Source organism: Erythrobacter sp. NFXS35 (genome assembly GCF_040148725.1).
Lineage (GTDB): Bacteria > Pseudomonadota > Alphaproteobacteria > Sphingomonadales > Sphingomonadaceae > Erythrobacter.
Map to the genome: position 1 here is coordinate 440,051 of NZ_JAGDEB010000003.1, position 14,829 is coordinate 454,879.

General features: G+C 63.6%; 15 protein-coding genes. 8 read left to right on the plus strand and 7 right to left on the minus strand.

Annotated elements, in window-relative coordinates:
- The first annotated feature begins 1 nt into the window (after position 1).
- The 6 genes from bchY to pufM all read left to right on the plus strand — a co-directional run bounded on the left by bchY (position 2) and on the right by pufM (position 5,509).
- Positions 2-1,558 carry a chlorophyllide a reductase subunit Y gene (gene bchY, locus J3454_RS13635; RefSeq protein ID WP_349514309.1) on the plus strand — a complete coding sequence of 519 codons (1,557 nt, stop codon included), beginning with the start codon at positions 2-4 and terminating at the stop codon, positions 1,556-1,558.
- On the plus strand, positions 1,555-3,000 hold the full coding sequence (gene bchZ, locus J3454_RS13640) for a chlorophyllide a reductase subunit Z (protein ID WP_349514310.1): 1,446 nt from the start codon (positions 1,555-1,557) through the stop codon (positions 2,998-3,000). Before bchY ends, bchZ begins: the two co-directional genes overlap by 4 nt.
- A gap of 168 nt (positions 3,001-3,168) precedes the next feature.
- A complete protein-coding gene (pufB, locus tag J3454_RS13645) occupies positions 3,169-3,342 on the plus strand; it encodes a light-harvesting antenna LH1, beta subunit (RefSeq protein ID WP_296717298.1) in 174 nt (57 codons plus the stop codon).
- A gap of 63 nt (positions 3,343-3,405) precedes the next feature.
- Positions 3,406-3,600 (plus strand): light-harvesting antenna LH1, alpha subunit, encoded by a 195-nt coding sequence (gene pufA / locus J3454_RS13650; protein ID WP_349514311.1) that lies wholly within the window; start codon positions 3,406-3,408, stop codon positions 3,598-3,600.
- Between the two features lie 98 nt (positions 3,601-3,698).
- Complete coding sequence (gene pufL, locus J3454_RS13655) at positions 3,699-4,523, plus strand: photosynthetic reaction center subunit L (protein ID WP_349514312.1); 825 nt, start codon at positions 3,699-3,701, stop codon at positions 4,521-4,523.
- A 14-nt stretch (positions 4,524-4,537) separates the two neighbouring features.
- A complete protein-coding gene (pufM, locus tag J3454_RS13660; RefSeq protein WP_349514313.1) occupies positions 4,538-5,509 on the plus strand; it encodes a photosynthetic reaction center subunit M in 972 nt (323 codons plus the stop codon).
- 214 nt (positions 5,510-5,723) lie between these two features.
- Here the strand turns inward: pufM and J3454_RS13665 are convergent, their stop codons facing one another.
- The 7 genes from J3454_RS13665 to J3454_RS13695 all read right to left on the minus strand — a co-directional run bounded on the left by J3454_RS13665 (position 5,724) and on the right by J3454_RS13695 (position 12,687).
- Positions 5,724-5,987: a hypothetical protein gene (locus tag J3454_RS13665; protein ID WP_349514314.1), complete on the minus strand. Its 264-nt coding sequence runs from the start codon at positions 5,985-5,987 to the stop codon at positions 5,724-5,726.
- 7 nt (positions 5,988-5,994) lie between these two features.
- Positions 5,995-6,477 carry a TspO/MBR family protein gene (locus J3454_RS13670; protein WP_349514315.1) on the minus strand — a complete coding sequence of 161 codons (483 nt, stop codon included), beginning with the start codon at positions 6,475-6,477 and terminating at the stop codon, positions 5,995-5,997.
- A 55-nt stretch (positions 6,478-6,532) separates the two neighbouring features.
- Positions 6,533-7,729 (minus strand): geranylgeranyl diphosphate reductase, encoded by a 1,197-nt coding sequence (locus tag J3454_RS13675; RefSeq protein ID WP_349514316.1) that lies wholly within the window; start codon positions 7,727-7,729, stop codon positions 6,533-6,535.
- A complete protein-coding gene (locus tag J3454_RS13680; protein ID WP_349514317.1) occupies positions 7,726-9,087 on the minus strand; it encodes a BCD family MFS transporter in 1,362 nt (453 codons plus the stop codon). Before J3454_RS13680 ends, J3454_RS13675 begins: the two co-directional genes overlap by 4 nt.
- Positions 9,087-10,013 carry a chlorophyll synthase ChlG gene (chlG, locus tag J3454_RS13685; protein ID WP_349514318.1) on the minus strand — a complete coding sequence of 309 codons (927 nt, stop codon included), beginning with the start codon at positions 10,011-10,013 and terminating at the stop codon, positions 9,087-9,089. The genes J3454_RS13680 and chlG overlap by 1 nt, the downstream gene beginning before the upstream one ends.
- Positions 10,014-10,337: 324 nt before the next feature.
- Positions 10,338-11,759, minus strand: a complete 1,422-nt coding sequence (gene ppsR / locus J3454_RS13690) for a transcriptional regulator PpsR (RefSeq protein WP_349514319.1) — start codon at positions 11,757-11,759, stop codon at positions 10,338-10,340.
- 13 nt (positions 11,760-11,772) lie between these two features.
- On the minus strand, positions 11,773-12,687 hold the full coding sequence (locus tag J3454_RS13695; RefSeq protein ID WP_349514320.1) for a cobalamin B12-binding domain-containing protein: 915 nt from the start codon (positions 12,685-12,687) through the stop codon (positions 11,773-11,775).
- A gap of 244 nt (positions 12,688-12,931) precedes the next feature.
- On the opposite strand from J3454_RS13695, the gene bchF reads away from it, so the two are divergent.
- Together bchF and J3454_RS13705 are read left to right on the plus strand one after the other, a co-directional pair.
- Positions 12,932-13,504 (plus strand): 2-vinyl bacteriochlorophyllide hydratase, encoded by a 573-nt coding sequence (gene bchF, locus J3454_RS13700; RefSeq protein WP_349514321.1) that lies wholly within the window; start codon positions 12,932-12,934, stop codon positions 13,502-13,504.
- Positions 13,501-14,826: a ferredoxin:protochlorophyllide reductase (ATP-dependent) subunit N gene (locus J3454_RS13705; RefSeq protein ID WP_349514322.1), complete on the plus strand. Its 1,326-nt coding sequence runs from the start codon at positions 13,501-13,503 to the stop codon at positions 14,824-14,826. Before bchF ends, J3454_RS13705 begins: the two co-directional genes overlap by 4 nt.
- Positions 14,827-14,829 lie beyond the last annotated feature (3 nt).

A 14,829-nucleotide genomic window follows, 5' to 3' on the forward strand; every position in this document is an offset into this window, starting at 1 on the left:
GATGGACGATCTCACCCCCCAAGACGCGACACGCGCCCCGGACCGGATCGATCTTTCCGCTGTCTCCACCGCTGCGCCTGAAGCGGGCGGCTGCGCCAGCAAGGACACCATGCGTGAAGCCGCGCGGGCCGCGGGCAAGAGCGACGTTCTCGATCGCTATGCCGCAGATTACCCGGTCGATCCGCAAGCAGGCCCGCACGATCAGCCACAATCGATGTGCCCGGCCTTCGGCTCCTTGCGCGTCGGCCTCAGGATGCGACGCACCGCGACCGTGCTGTCGGGCTCTGCCTGCTGCGTTTATGGCCTCACCTTCACCTCGCATTTCTACGGTGCGCGGCGGACGGTCGGTTACGTACCCTTCTCCAGCGAAACGCTGGTCACCGGCAAGCTGTTCGAAGATATCAAGGAAGCGGTCGAAGGCCTCGCCGATCCTGAACTTTACGATGCGATCATCGTCACCAACCTGTGCGTGCCCACCGCCAGCGGCGTGCCGCTGCGGCTGCTGAGCGACCAGATCAACGGCGTGCGCATCATCGGTATCGATGTGCCGGGCTTCGGTATTCCGACCCATGCAGAGGCCAAGGATGTGCTGGCCGGGGCGATGCTGCAATATGCGCGCAACGAAGTGAAGGCAGGGCCGGTTGCCGCCCCGCGCGAACGCACGGACAAGCCCACGGTCACGCTGCTGGGCGAAATGTTCCCGGCGGATCCGGTTGTGATCGGGCAGATGCTTGCGCCACTCGGCCTTGCTGCTGGCCCGGTCGTCCCGACCCGCGAATGGCGTGAACTTTACGCTGCACTCGATTGCGCCGTGGTTGCCGCGATCCATCCGTTCTACACCGCCAGCATCCGCGAATTCGAAGCCGCGGGGCGCCCGGTCATCGGCTCGGCCCCGGTCGGCGCGGATGGCACCGCGGCCTGGCTGCAATCGCTCGGCGACACGCTCGGCCTGCCGCAAGCGCAGGTCGACGCGGTCAAGAACACCATGATCGCCGCCTGCCGCGGCGCGCTCGATAAAATGCCGATCAAGGGTCGTATCACGGTTTCAGGCTATGAAGGCTCGGAACTGCTGGTCGCCCGCCTGCTGGTCGAAAGCGGCGCGGAAGTGCCCTATGTCGGCTCTGCCTGCCCAAAGACCCGCTGGTCGGACCCCGACCGCGAATGGCTCGAAGCGCGCGGCGTGAAGGTGCAGTTCCGCTCCAGCCTTGAGCAGGATATTGCCGCGGTCGAGGAATACCGCCCCGATCTCGCCATCGGTACCACCCCTGTGGTGCAATATGCCAAATCGCGCGCGATCCCTTCGCTTTATTTCACCAACCTGATCTCGGCCCGGCCGCTGATGGGCCCGGCGGGCGCAGGCAGCCTCGCCACAGTGATCAACGCGGCGATGGCCAACAAAGCCCGCTTCGATGCGATGCGCGACTTCTTCGAAGGCGTCGGCACGCAGCACGCCGCGGGCGTGTGGGAAGAACTCCCCGTAGACCGGCCCAAGTTCCGCAAGAAATACGCCGCCCTGAACGAGGCCGCGCGCAAGGCAGCGGAGGCGATCGGATCATGAGCCTCGTCCTCGATCATGATAGGGCCGGCGGCTACTGGGGCGCCACCTACGTCTTCACTGCAGTGAAGGGGTTGCAGGTCATCATCGATGGCCCGGTGGGCTGCGAAAACCTGCCAGTGACATCGGTGCTGCATTACACCGACGCCCTGCCCCCGCACGAACTGCCGATCGTGGTGACGGGTCTCGGCGAGGAAGAACTCGGCAAGACCGGCACCGAAGGCGCGATGAAGCGCGCGTGGCAAGCATTGGATACCGAGCTGCCGGCAGTGGTTGTCACCGGCTCGATCGCCGAAATGATCGGCGGCGGCGTGACGCCCGAAGGCACCAACATCAAACGCTTCCTGCCGCGCACCATCGATGAAGATCAGTGGCAATCGGCTGACCGCGCGCTGACGTGGCTGTGGACCGAATTCGGCCCCAAGAAGATGCCCGCCAAGCGCGAACGCAAGGACGGCGAGAAGCCCCGCGTCAACATCATCGGCCCGGCCTATGGCATGTTCAACATGCCTTCCGACCTCGCGGAAATCCGCCGGTTGGTCGAAGGCATCGGTGCCGAAGTCGGCATGGTCTTCCCGCTGGGCAGCCACTTGGCGGACATCCGCGATCTGGCGACATCGGATGCCAATGTCTGCATGTACCGGGAATATGGCCGCAACCTGTGCGAAACGCTGGAACGGCCCTATTTCCAGGCACCCGTCGGCTTGACGCAGACCACCAAGTTCCTGCGCGCACTGGCGGCCGAACTGGGCCTCGACCCCGAACCGTTCATCGAGCGCGAAAAGCACACCACGATCAAGCCGTTGTGGGATTTGTGGCGTTCCGTCACGCAGGATTTCTTCGGCACGGCGAGCTTCGGCATTGTCGCCAATGAAACCTATGCGCGCGGCATCCGCCAGTTCCTCGAAGACGACATGGGCCTGCCCTGCAACTTCGCGTTTTCGCGCTGCGCCGGGGTGAAGCCGGTGAACGAGGAAGTACGCGCCGCGATCTACGCCAACCCGCCGCTGGTGATGTTCGGCAGCTATAACGAACGCATGTACATGGCCGAATGCGGCGCGCGCGGGATGTATATCCCGGCAAGCTTCCCCGGCGCGGCGATCCGCCGCCACACGGGCACGCCCTTCATGGGCTATGGCGGCGCGACCTATCTGGTGCAGGAAGTGTGCAATGCGCTGTTCGATGCGCTGTTCCACATCCTGCCGCTCGGCACCGAGCTGGACAAGGTCGACAAGACCCCGGCACGCAGCCTGGCTGAATTGACCTGGGACAATGACGCCAAGGCACGGCTCGATAGTCTGGTCGAAGCCCAGCCGGTGCTGATCCGCATTTCTGCAGCCAAACGCCTGCGCGATTCGGCCGAACGCACCGCCCGCCAGCGCGGGGAAGCCATTGTTACGGCAGACTGCCTCGAAGAGGCGCTGCTGGAAGGAGCAGGCGCATGAACCGCATGCACCGCTCCGCTCTGAATTCGCTTGTGCGGCCTTATGCCGCAACAGCGCATGCCAATGCCCCCCTAAAGGGGGCTCTCCAATCCACGTGGGGGATCACGCGGGGATGCCGACGGGAGCTTTCGGGCTCTCAATCAAACCCAACTGAACGGAGACATACTTATGGCTGATCCGACTCCCGGAGAACGCGTCGGGACTTACCTGACGCCCGAAGAGGCACAGGAAATCCACAAGGGCTTCATGGGGACTTTCGTCCTCTATGTGGTGATCGCACTGGTCGCTCATGCCCTGATGTGGGCTTACAAGCCTTGGATTGGCGCTGGCTTCGGCCAGTGATCGGCTGACCCCGGCTGATGCCGGGCAGCCGCGCTAATCGTATATTTTGAAAGGAATTTTCCCATGTGGAGAATCTGGTTCTATTTTGACATCCGCCGCACTCTCGTGGCCCTTCATGTGGGTCTCGCGGTGCTGGCTTTCTCGATCCACTTCATCCTGCTGAGCACGGATCGTTACAACTGGCTCGAACGCGCCCCTGGCGTGGCCGCGCCGGTACAGGCCGCTATCGAACTGTCGGAAGCTCCGGCGGCGGGATAACCGACCTCGAAATGTGAGGGGGCAGGTTCGCCTGCCTGCCTCCTAACACTTGTCGAACAACCTACAGCACCCGCCCTTGCGGCGGGGAGGATGGACCTATGGCGCTCCTTAGTTTCGAGCGGAAATACCGCGTACGCGGTGGTACATTGATCGGCGGCGACCTTTTCGATTTCTGGGTCGGGCCGTTTTATGTCGGATTCTTTGGAGTGACGACGGCAATCAGTGCCTTGCTTGGCACAGCGCTGATATTCGCCGCAGCCGCCCAGGGTCCGACACTCAACCCCTGGCTAATCTCGATCAATCCACCGCCGATCGACGCCGGGCTCGCCTTTGCTCCCTTGAGCGAGGGCGGATATTGGCAAGTCATCACCGCCTGTGCGGTGGTCGCCTTCAGTTCGTGGGTGCTCCGCCAAGCGGAAATCTCGCGCAAGCTGGGCATGAGCTATCACGTCCCGATCGCCTTCAGCGTCGCCGTGTTCGCCTATGTCACGCTCAACGTCATCCGTCCGATGTGGATGGGCGCGTGGGGCAACGGCTTTCCCTACGGGATCTGGACCCACCTCGATTGGGTCTCGAACGTGGGCTACGCCTTCGGCAACTTCCACTACAATCCCGTGCACATGCTCGCGATCACGTTCTTCTTCACGAACTGTCTCGCGCTCGCACTGCATGGCGGCCTGGTGCTTTCGGCGGTCAACCCGACCGGCGGAACCGACGTGAAGACGCCGGAATATGAAGACACCTATTTCCGTGACTTCATCGGCTATTCTGTCGGCACGCTCGGCATCCACCGGGTGGGGCTCTTCCTCGCGCTTAACGCGGGGTTCTGGAGCGCCATCTGCATCGTCATTTCCGGCACTCTGTATGTCGGCAGCTGGATCGAATTCTGGGATTTCTGGAAGAAGATCCCGATCTGGTCGTAAGGAGCACCTGAACCATGGCGACATATCAAAACATCTTCACCCAGGTGCAGGTCAAGGGGCCGCCGGAAATGGGCGTCCCCATGCCGGCCGGCGAAGACATCCGCATTCCCTACACCGGCTACAACTACTGGCTCGGCAAGATCGGGCAGGCCCAGTTCGGCCCGATCTATCTCGGCACGCTCGGAGTCATCAGCCTTGTCTTCGGCACCCTCGGATTCCTGATCATCGGGTTCAATTTCTGGGATCAGGCTGGGTGGAGCCCGCAAGTCTTCATGCGCGAGTTCTTCTGGCTATCGCTCAATCCTCCGGGTCCGGAATACGGGTTCAGCCCGTTCGTTCCGCTCAAGGAAGGCGGCTGGTGGATCTGGGCCGGCTTCTGCCTGACGGTCGGTATCCTGGCATGGTGGGCGCGGACCTATCGCCGGGCTCAGGCGCTGGGCATGGGGATGCACATTCCCTGGGCTTTCGCATCGGCGATCTGGCTCTACCTCGTGCTCGGCTTTATCCGGCCGATGCTGCTGGGCCAGTGGTCGGAAGCCGTACCTTTCGGCATCTTCAGCCACCTCGACTGGACCAACAATTTCTCGCTGATCTACGGCAACCTGTTCTACAATCCGTTCCACGCGCTCTCGATTGTCTTCCTTTACGGGTCGGCAGTGTTGTTCGCAATGCACGGGGCGACGATCCTTGCACTCGGCCGCTATGGCGGTGAGCGCGAGATCGAGCAGATCACCGATCGCGGGACCGCCGCCGAACGCGGCGCGCTGTTCTGGCGCTGGACGATGGGCTTCAATGCCACATTCGAATCCATCCACCGCTGGGCCTGGTGGTTCGCAGTGCTGACCACACTGACCGGCGGGATCGGCATCCTGCTGACCGGCACCGTAGTCGATAACTGGTACCTGTGGGCGCAGGAGCATTACTATGCTCCGGAAACGTCCAACTACGATCCGAGCGACGCAATCGCGGGCTCAACCGGGCAGTAAGGGCGCGCCGGGCTTTGCGGCCCGGCTGCTCCACCATCGGCACCAATATGCCCCGGCTTGGCCTTATGGCCGGGCCGGGTTTTCTTTGTGCAGGGTGATATTCTGCTGGCCGGAAGTTAGCCGCCCCCAAGGTAATGATGATACCGAGGGAAGCCGGATGCGCAGCCATTGGAATGCCAGCGCAGGCCGAGCGGCGTACTGATCGGGGCGATTGTTAGGACTTGGAAGGCGCGGCAAGGCGCGCCGACAAATCCATCAGATGCAGCGGCAGTGACGCCGCCAGCGGCAGCGCGATCCACCACCATTCGGCGCCGGTCAGCGCCGCCCGTAGTCCCAGCACGATTAGCGCCGCCGGGCCGAGCAGCGCGGTAATTGCGCGCCAGTACCATCCGCGCCGCAGCCGCAGCCACAGCGCCTCTGCCGTCAGTACCGCAAGGATGAGGTCCGCCGCGTGGCCGCTGGCGAAGAAATCCGCCATCACCGCGTCAGCCGAACGGGGCGTTGAGTTCCACCACCGCCCAGTTGAGCGCACCCGCAAACGTCACCCATGCCAGATAGGGCACCAGCAGCGCGGCGGCAGCGCGGGAAAAGCGGCCGCAATAGACGATCAGCACCGCGATCGAGAGCCACAGCAGGGTCAGTTCGAGGAAGGCCCAATCCGGGCGCTGCATGCGAAAGAAGATCAGGCTCCAGGTGATGTTGAGAAAGCCGTTGAGCGCGAACAGCATGATTACCCATTCAGATTTCGCCGCGGTGGGCGCGGCCCGCCAGGCGGTGATCCCCGAGATCGTGATCAGCGCATAGATCAGCGTCCATCCCATCGGGAACATCACGTCGGGCGGGTTCCAGCCGGGCTTGTCGAGGGCCTGATACCACGGCCCGAGATCGGTGATCGTCGCCCCCAGCGCCGCCACGCACAGCGCCGCTCCGGTAGCGACGGTGACGGGCATGATCATCATTCTGTTCATGGCACAGGCTTAAGGGTCACAGTTACAACCTGCAATGGCCGACATGGCGACCGCCCTAATGTGTCGCCGCCCTCAGGCCCAGCAGGTGAGCCGTGTCCTTCAGGAATATCTTGACGTGGGCCATGGGTTTGGCGCGCACCAGCTTCTTGTGCATGTAGGCCTGCCAGGTCAGTTCCTGCACGTCCTTGTCATCGCACATGGTCACGAAACGCTCGCGCCGCTTGTCGGACGAATACCAGAAATACTGCATCATCCCGAGCACCCAGAACACCGTACCGTGTTCCTTCATGAACTTCTTGCGCGCGGTCCTGAGCTGCTTGGCCTCGCCGGTCTTGAGGAAGGCGCTGGCCGCCTCGCCCACGAGCCGTCCGCCGACCATCGCGTAATAGATGCCTTCGCCCGATGCCGGAGCGACAATGCCCGCAGCATCGCCGGCCACGATTACGTCGGCGCCGTTGTCCCAGCGCTTAAGCGGCTTCAGCGGGATCGGCGCACCTTCGCGGCGAACCGTTTCGCAGCGCGCCAGGCCAAGATCGTCGCGCATCGTGGCAATCGCACCGCGCAAGGAAAACCCCTTGTTGGCGCTGCCCACCCCGATGCTCGCGGTATCGCCATGCGGGAACACCCAGGCGTAGAAATCGGGCGATAGGCGGCCCTGATAGAACACATCGCAGCGCGAGGCATCGAAGTTTTCCGTGTTCTTTTCGGGCGACTTGATGATCTCGTGATAGGCGAACACGCACGGGACGCGCTCGGCACCGGGCAGGCACTGCTTGGCCACGGCTGACCGTGCGCCGTCCGCGCCGATCACGACGCGGGCGCGCACGCCCTCGATCGGGCCGCCGCGGGTGCGGCGGAAGGTGACGATCGGATGCGCCTCGTCATCACGCTCGACTTTCTCGAAGGTGGCGGTGAGGCGTTCCGCGCCGGAATGGCGGGCGCGTTCACGCAAAGCTTCGTCGAATTCGTCGCGGTCGACCATGCCGACATAGCCGATCTCGCCCACCGGCATGTCGACCGCGCGGCCCGAGGGCGCAATCATCCGGGCCGAGCGCGCCTTGGCGACCAGCAGGCTTTGCGGAATGTCGAAATCGGCGAGCAACCGCGGCGGGATTGCGCCGCCGCAAGGCTTGATCCGCCCGCCGCGCTCGATCAGCAGCACCGAATGACCCGCCAGCGCAAGATCGGTCGCCGCCGTCGCACCCGAAGGCCCACCGCCGATGATGACCGCGTCATAAATAGTCTGGTTCATGCGAAGACCTCCCTTGAATGCGTTTTTGCGTCGGCGCGCAGCGCTGCCGCTCCAGTCGCTCTCACCGCCAGCACGGCGGCGAGCAGAAATGCTGCGGCTTCGATGCCGAACACCAGCTGGAATGCCGCGCCGTCATCGCCCAGCACCTTGCGCGCCAGATCGACACCGACCGCGCCGGTCAGGCCGCCCAATCCAAAAGCGATGGCCTGCGAAGCGCCCCAGACGCCCATGCGGACGCCTTCACGGGTGTTTTCGCCCGCCCCCGCCAGCCCCATCATCGCGCCAATCGCGGCCACCGCGAAGACGCCATTGCCCAGCCCCAGCACAAAAACATTTATACCCAGCGGCCACGGTGGACCATTGATTGCGGCCAACCCCAACGCGCCCAGCGCAAGCGCGGAGGCGACACAGCCGCCCACCACCCAGATACGCAAACCGTCGGGCCGCCGCCCTGAAAACGCGCTGCCGCCGATTCCGGTAATGATCATTCCGAGCAGAATGCCGCCCTGATGCTGCCCGCCCAATTGCGTCGATTCGCCCGGCGCGAGGCCGAACACGAGACCGGCGAAGGGTTCGAGGATGAGATCCTGCATCGAGAATGCAATCATCGAGACGAAGATGAAGATGGTGAAGCGCCGCGCCGCAGGCTCGTGCCAGATTTCGGATAACGCCGCGCGGAAATCGGGCGCGGCGCTATCCTTGGCCGCGTTGCCGAACCGGCCAGCCTGCCGCTCCAACCGGAAAGTCGCCAGCACCGTCAGCGTCACCATCGCCAGCGCCAGCCCGCTTGCGACAACCAGCAGCCGTTCAAACGAGAACGGCTCGATCAGCGCGCCCACGGTGATTGCCGACGCGACGATGCCTGCAACCATCATGATCCAAGTCACTGCCGCCGCCGCCGCGCGCCGCTGCGGCGCAACGCCCGATGCCAACAGCGCCAGGGCCGAGGTTCCGCCTGCACCTACGCCTGCACCGATCAGCGTATAGGCCAGCACCGCCAGCGCAAATCCAGGCACGAAAGACGTCGCGAGCAGTATCGTCGCCTGAGTCGCCAGCAATCCGCCTGCGGCCAGCACCGCTACCCCACCGATAATCCAGCGCGTGCGATTCTTGCCCTTGTCAGAGGCATGGCCCCATAACGGACGACCCAACTGCACCGCATAGTGCCACGCCACCAGTCCGGCGGGAATCGCCGCGAGCAGCCCCAACTCGACCACCATCACCCGGTTCAGCACTGTTGTCGCCAGCATCACCAGCGCGCCCACGGAAGCTTGTACCAGCCCGATGCGGATGATCGCGATCCAGCCGAACCCGGCACTGCTCACCTCTGTCGAGGACGAGGCGAGCGGGGCGTGCATCAGATGTAGCCCCCTAAGCCCAGCGCCGCCGCCAGCATGCCCAGCACATATAGCGTCACGCCCACGCCATTATACCAAGGCGCGTATTTGGCAGGGTCGCGGATCAGGCGCGGCATGGCGGCGATCTGCGCGGCCAGCACCCCGGCAACGATCAGGGCCGAAAGCGTGAAGCCCCACAGCGCCAGCAATGCGATCACCACGATCTGCGCCACCGCCATGGTGATGCAGGCGGTGCGCGCCGCGACCTCCACGCCCATCACCACCGGCAAGGACGTGAGGCCGGTCTGCCGGTCGCCCTCCACCGCTTTGAAATCATTGAGAACCATGATCCCATGCGCGCCGAGCGAATACATGAACAATATGACGACCACCTCGACCGAGGGCATCGCGCCGAGCATCACGGCAGCGCCGGTGAACCAGCTCAACCCTTCATAGGTCAGCCCGCACACCAGCGGGCCCAGCCAGCCGTTGGCCTTGAACCGGAAAGGCGGCGCGGAATAAGCCCAGGCAAAAGCCAAGCCGACCAGCGCGGCGACGAACACGATCGGGCCGAGCAGCCAGCCCACTGCGGCAGAGATCAGTGTTGCGATAATGGCAATATACAGCCCCCAGCGTCCCGGAATCCGGCCCGAAGGGATCGGCCGATCGGGTTCGTTGATGGCGTCGACATGGCGATCAAACCAGTCATTGACCGCCTGACTGGTGCCGCAAACCAGCGGCCCGGCGAGCATTACGCCCCCGGCCACGAACCACCAGCGCCCTTCCAGCCCCGCGCCGGACGAGACCGCGCCGCACATGAAAGCCCACATCGGCGGGAACCAGGTGATCGGTTTGAGCAGGCGAAGCACGTCGCGCGGCTTCGGCCGGAGCCTTCCATGGGCCGCCGGAACGGACACGGAGTGAGTCGCTGGTGCCGATTGTTCCATGATGTGAGGCTATGCCTGACAAGCTAAGGCGTCAAATTGTTTTGACACTATCTGTCCGCCGGACACCGGAATTTTTTTGATTTTGCCGTCCCGAGCCGCTCCTGGTGTCCAATTCGGGACAGAAAGCCAGCTTGACAGTAGGCAATCAGCGGGTGTTCGCAAAGCTATCTGCAGGTGGCCAAAACGGGTGCCATCAAGCCGATTTGAAGGTGATTTAATGCATTTTCGGCGCATTTTTGCGCGATTTGGGTGCGGTTTTGCAGGCCCATGCGCAGCCCTGTCTCGGGCGCGGTATTATCCAACAAGCCCGGCTGCGCAGCGCGATCAGTCGTTGTCGCCGGCCAGATTGCCGAGGCCGTAACGGTGCAGTTTGGAATAGAGGCTCTGGCGCGAAAGGCCGAGGATTTCTGCCGCCGACGCACGGTTGTCCGAGGTATAGGACAGCGCTGCCTCGATACACAAACGCTCGATCAGATCGGTACTTTCGCGCACGATATCCTTCAGGCTCATGCGCCCGACCAGTTCGGTGAGTTGTTCGACCGATCGTGGCATTTCCTGCGAATTTGGCGGCAGATCGCGCAACCGGCGCCCGATCGGGCGGATCACGAAGGCATAATAGGGATCATCGCCGCCGGTTCTTACGGCCGACAATTCAATCGGTTCGCCCTCGATATCATGACCGACCCTGAGAACGGTGCTGACATTGCGCGCCGCGCCGTGCTGGTCGATCTGACCCTCGATCAGATCGAGGTCGATCCCTGGCCGTCCGATCGATTCGGACAGGTGCCGCCCGCGCAATTGGTCGACACTGGCGGCTTGCAACAGCTCGACGAACGCGGCGTTGGCGGTGACGATTTCTAGGTTGCTGTCCGCCACCACGAAAGCATCGGGCATCAGGTCGACCAGTTCCAGCACGGGAGAATTGACGCTTGCCCCCCGCTCGCTGGCGGGCACCAGCCGCACCAGCAAAAACTGCCCGCGATCCTGTGTGAATCCGGTGACAGAGACCATCACATCCTGAGCGCCGCGGGCAAGGCGGATCTGCGCCGGGCTGACCGTGTCGGACACCAGCGCGGCCCCGACAAGCGATTGTAAAGCCTCATGCGAAGCCTTGTCGATCATGGTGGGAAGCTTCTTGCCCGGCAGGCTTCCGGAGCGGGCCCCGGCCATGATATGCGCGGCCGGATTGGCTTCACGGATGCGCAGCGTCGCCGCCTCGATGATCAGCACCGCCTCGGTCGAACGTTCGAACAGCATGCGGTAGCGCGCTTCGAGCTGGCGCATCCTGAGATAGTCCCGCTCAAGCGATTGCTGCACCTGCAACAGCCGCTGCTGGAGCTTGCCCGCATCGCGCAGATCCCGCCCGAAGGCGATCCGGTGCGCGCCGCCATCGACGCTGAGAACGGCATAGCGGATCGGCACTTCGCCGTCGCGCGAAGGGTGGTTGACCTGGCGCCAGTGCTGCACTTCGCCCTTGCGAGCAGCGGCCAGCATCTCCATGATTTTGGGGCGACTTTCGTCGGTTACCGTTTCGATCCAGTTGGTGCCGACCCAGCCAGCAAAGCCGGGGAATTCTCGCGGATCGAAAGCAGCATCGAGGATCGTGCCGGTATCGTCGAGCACGAGCGTAACATCACCGGCCATCATCGCCAGCTTCATCGCCGCATCGGCATCCAGAGACTGGAACAGTTCAGCTGCTCTCCCAAAGGGATGCTTGCCTTCAATGCTATGTTTTCGGGTGAGCATGGGTGAGCGGGGCCTATCGCAGGTTCTGGCTGCAGAGCGGGGCTACCTTCACCAGATGCTCGGCCATTTCGAGCGCGGCGAGCGCGTCCGTGCCCGTGCCATCCGCTCCGACTTCTGCCACCATATCAGGGTTCTCGTTGATCGTTCGCCCGCCCACCAGCACGACAACGCGGGGGTTCGCCGAAGCGTTGCGGACCGCCTTGACCAGGCTTGCGAGCGCGGCGCTAGGACAGTCGCGCGCAAGCGTCAATCCTACCACATCGAAAGGCCTGTGAGCGATCCGGTCGAGCAATTCGCGGCGTTCGGGCTTGACCAGCGCCTCGCTCTGCCAGCCGGCCCGCGCGAAGACTTCCTCGATCATCAAGGTGCCGAAATTGTGGTGATCTCCAGGCATCGGTGAGAACAGCGCACTGCGCGGGACTTCGAGCGACGGCAGGTCGGCGGGCGAGCGTGCGGCGATCTCGCGCATTACTTCCTGCAGCCGCCAGAGCCCCATCGTCACGTCGATGAAATCGCACTCGTCGCTTTCCCACATCTCGCCCAGTTTGCGCGCCGCAGGAGCGAGCAGATCAAGGCAGACGATCTCCACGCTGGCACCTTCGGCGATGAAGCCGTCGACTTCTTCGAGCAGGCTGGCGGCTTCGAGCCGCAGCGGGAGCATCGCAAACCGCGAGGCATCTTCCGGGTCGATCGGCCGGCCGTTTTTCGCATCCGAGCGCGAAGTGCCTGAATTATGTGCCATCAGCAGGCGCGGGATGATCTCGCTCTCAATGATCGTGTTGACACTGTCATGGGATTGCTGGGGGTCATGAGGCTCCCGAGCAGCCGCCGTTCCGCGCTTTCGCACCAGCTCTAGCGGCGCGGCAATGACGCCGCGCAGAACCGCCGAACCGGCGCCAAATATGGCGGAAGGCTTCGAATCACCCATTGCCAGACCCTCCCAGGTCATGCGGAACACCTTCCGCCGGAGGTAACGAGCCCGCTCAAACAACGCGCCCATGGCCCTGATCCCGAAAAGCCAGCGACTCCTATCTACGCTTTTTTGGGTACAGGCGCAAACCACGTTACTGCCCTGCTCAAAATCGTCAACAAAACTAAACGTCCAATCTAGTTGACACTTGAACTCGAACGGGCTTAATCTCCGAGTCACACAGCAAGGGCTAACGCTAAAAATGACTCGGACGGATCAGACATCCCCGGTCGACCACCAGACCCCGCCAACGGGTGCTGGCCGTGACAAGGAGAGGAGCCGGGCGCTCTACACCGCTGAAGAGCGGGTCCGGCGCGACGACTCGGTCTGGACGATCGTTCAGGGTGTGCTCGCCCCAGTTCAGTTTCTGGTGTTTCTGGTCAGCCTCGGGCTTGTGCTGCGCACGCTCCTGACCGGTGAAGGCGCATTCGCCGCCGATGTCTCGATCGTGGTCAAGACGCTGGTGCTCTACACCATCATGATCACCGGCTCGATCTGGGAGAAGGTCGTGTTCGGCAAATGGCTGTTCGCCCCATCCTTCTTCTGGGAAGACGTGTTCTCGATGCTCGTGCTGGCACTGCACACCCTTTATCTGGTGATGCTGTTCGGTAGCCACGGTACGCTTGAACAACGCATGCTGGTCGCATTGGCCGCCTACGGCGCTTACATCATCAACGCCGGCCAGTTCCTGTGGAAGCTGCGCATGGCGCGGTTGGAAGGCGCCAAATCCGCCGATCCCATCCGTGACACCTCAAGCAAGGCGGTGGCCGCATGAGCCCGCTCGCCACCCTTGACGGCTGCGCCTCCGAACTCGCCCATGACGACGCGCCCGGCAGCGCTGTGGCCGATAGCGGCCAGCGCCCGATCCTGCGTGAACGCGGTCAGCGCGAAGTCTTCTGCGGTCTTACCGGCATTATCTGGCTGCACCGCAAAATGCAGGACGCCTTCTTCCTCGTGGTCGGCTCGCGCACTTGTGCGCACCTGCTGCAATCGGCGGCGGGCGTGATGATCTTCGCCGAGCCGCGTTTCGCCACCGCGATCATGGAAGAACGCGATCTGGCCGGCATGGTCGATGCGCAGGACGAGCTAGACCGGGTGGTGAACCGCCTGCTCGAGCGCCGCTCGGATATCCGCACACTGTTCCTGGTCGGCTCGTGCCCCTCGGAAGTGATCAAGCTCGATCTCGCCAAGGCCGCCGAGCGCCTCGGCGCGGTGCATATGCCGCGCGTGCGCATTCTCAACTATTCGGGCAGCGGGATCGAAACCACCTTCACACAGGGCGAAGACGCCTGCCTGTCCGCGCTGGTACCCGTGATGCCGGCGAGCGTGCCTGACGCGGCCAAGCAGTTGCTGATCGTCGGCAGTCTACCGGACATCGTCGAAGACCAGTTTACGCGCATTTTCGCTCAGCTCGGCATCGACAAGGTCGGCGTGCTGCCCGCGCGCAACGCCCGTGACCTGCCGAGCATCGGCCCCAACACCCGCTACCTGCTGGCCCAGCCGTTCCTCGGCGAGACCGCGATGGCACTGGAAGGCCGCGGGGCGAAGCGCCTCGATGCATTATTCCCGTTTGGCGCGGAAGGCACCACCAGCTGGCTGCGTGCCGCCGCGCAGGAATTCGGTGTGGAAGCGGCGCTATTCGACAAGGTCGTCGCACCGGGTCGCGAACGCGCCCGGATCGCTTTGTCGAAACTGCGCCCGCAACTGGAAGGCAAGCGCATCAGCTTCCTGCCGGACTCGCAGCTCGAAGTGCCGCTCGCACGATTCCTGCAGGAAGAACTCGGCATGGAACTGGTCGAGGTCGGCACGCCTTATCTGCACCGCGCGCATCTGGCGCGGGAGCTCGATCTGATCGGCCATGACGTCCGCATCAGCGAAGGCCAGCATGTCGAGCGGCAGCTTGACCGCGTGCGCGCCGACCGGCCCGACATCACAGTTTGCGGGCTTGGCCTTGCCAATCCGCTCGAGGGCGAAGGCCTGACTACCAAGTGGGCGATCGAGCTCGTCTTCTCGCCGATCCACGGCTTCGACCAGGCCGCGGATCTTGCCGAACTCTTTGCCCGGCCGCTGCGGCGCCGCGACATGCTGGAGATCTAGGCG

What these genes read in the sequence shown, in the direction of transcription:
- J3454_RS13675 (WP_349514316.1), bottom strand. Translation starts at nt 7,729, where the DNA reads ATGAACCAGACTATTTATGACGCGGTCATCATCGGCGGTGGGCCTTCG.
- pufB (WP_296717298.1), top strand. Translation starts at nt 3,169, where the DNA reads ATGGCTGATCCGACTCCCGGAGAACGCGTCGGGACTTACCTGACGCCC.
- bchF (WP_349514321.1), top strand. Translation starts at nt 12,932, where the DNA reads ATGACTCGGACGGATCAGACATCCCCGGTCGACCACCAGACCCCGCCA.
- J3454_RS13705 (WP_349514322.1), top strand. Translation starts at nt 13,501, where the DNA reads ATGAGCCCGCTCGCCACCCTTGACGGCTGCGCCTCCGAACTCGCCCAT.
- ppsR (WP_349514319.1), bottom strand. Translation starts at nt 11,759, where the DNA reads ATGCTCACCCGAAAACATAGCATTGAAGGCAAGCATCCCTTTGGGAGA.
- bchY (WP_349514309.1), top strand. Translation starts at nt 2, where the DNA reads ATGGACGATCTCACCCCCCAAGACGCGACACGCGCCCCGGACCGGATC.
- bchZ (WP_349514310.1), top strand. Translation starts at nt 1,555, where the DNA reads ATGAGCCTCGTCCTCGATCATGATAGGGCCGGCGGCTACTGGGGCGCC.
- J3454_RS13670 (WP_349514315.1), bottom strand. Translation starts at nt 6,477, where the DNA reads ATGAACAGAATGATGATCATGCCCGTCACCGTCGCTACCGGAGCGGCG.
- pufA (WP_349514311.1), top strand. Translation starts at nt 3,406, where the DNA reads ATGTGGAGAATCTGGTTCTATTTTGACATCCGCCGCACTCTCGTGGCC.
- J3454_RS13695 (WP_349514320.1), bottom strand. Translation starts at nt 12,687, where the DNA reads ATGGGTGATTCGAAGCCTTCCGCCATATTTGGCGCCGGTTCGGCGGTT.
- pufL (WP_349514312.1), top strand. Translation starts at nt 3,699, where the DNA reads ATGGCGCTCCTTAGTTTCGAGCGGAAATACCGCGTACGCGGTGGTACA.
- pufM (WP_349514313.1), top strand. Translation starts at nt 4,538, where the DNA reads ATGGCGACATATCAAAACATCTTCACCCAGGTGCAGGTCAAGGGGCCG.
- J3454_RS13680 (WP_349514317.1), bottom strand. Translation starts at nt 9,087, where the DNA reads ATGCACGCCCCGCTCGCCTCGTCCTCGACAGAGGTGAGCAGTGCCGGG.
- J3454_RS13665 (WP_349514314.1), bottom strand. Translation starts at nt 5,987, where the DNA reads ATGGCGGATTTCTTCGCCAGCGGCCACGCGGCGGACCTCATCCTTGCG.
- chlG (WP_349514318.1), bottom strand. Translation starts at nt 10,013, where the DNA reads ATGGAACAATCGGCACCAGCGACTCACTCCGTGTCCGTTCCGGCGGCC.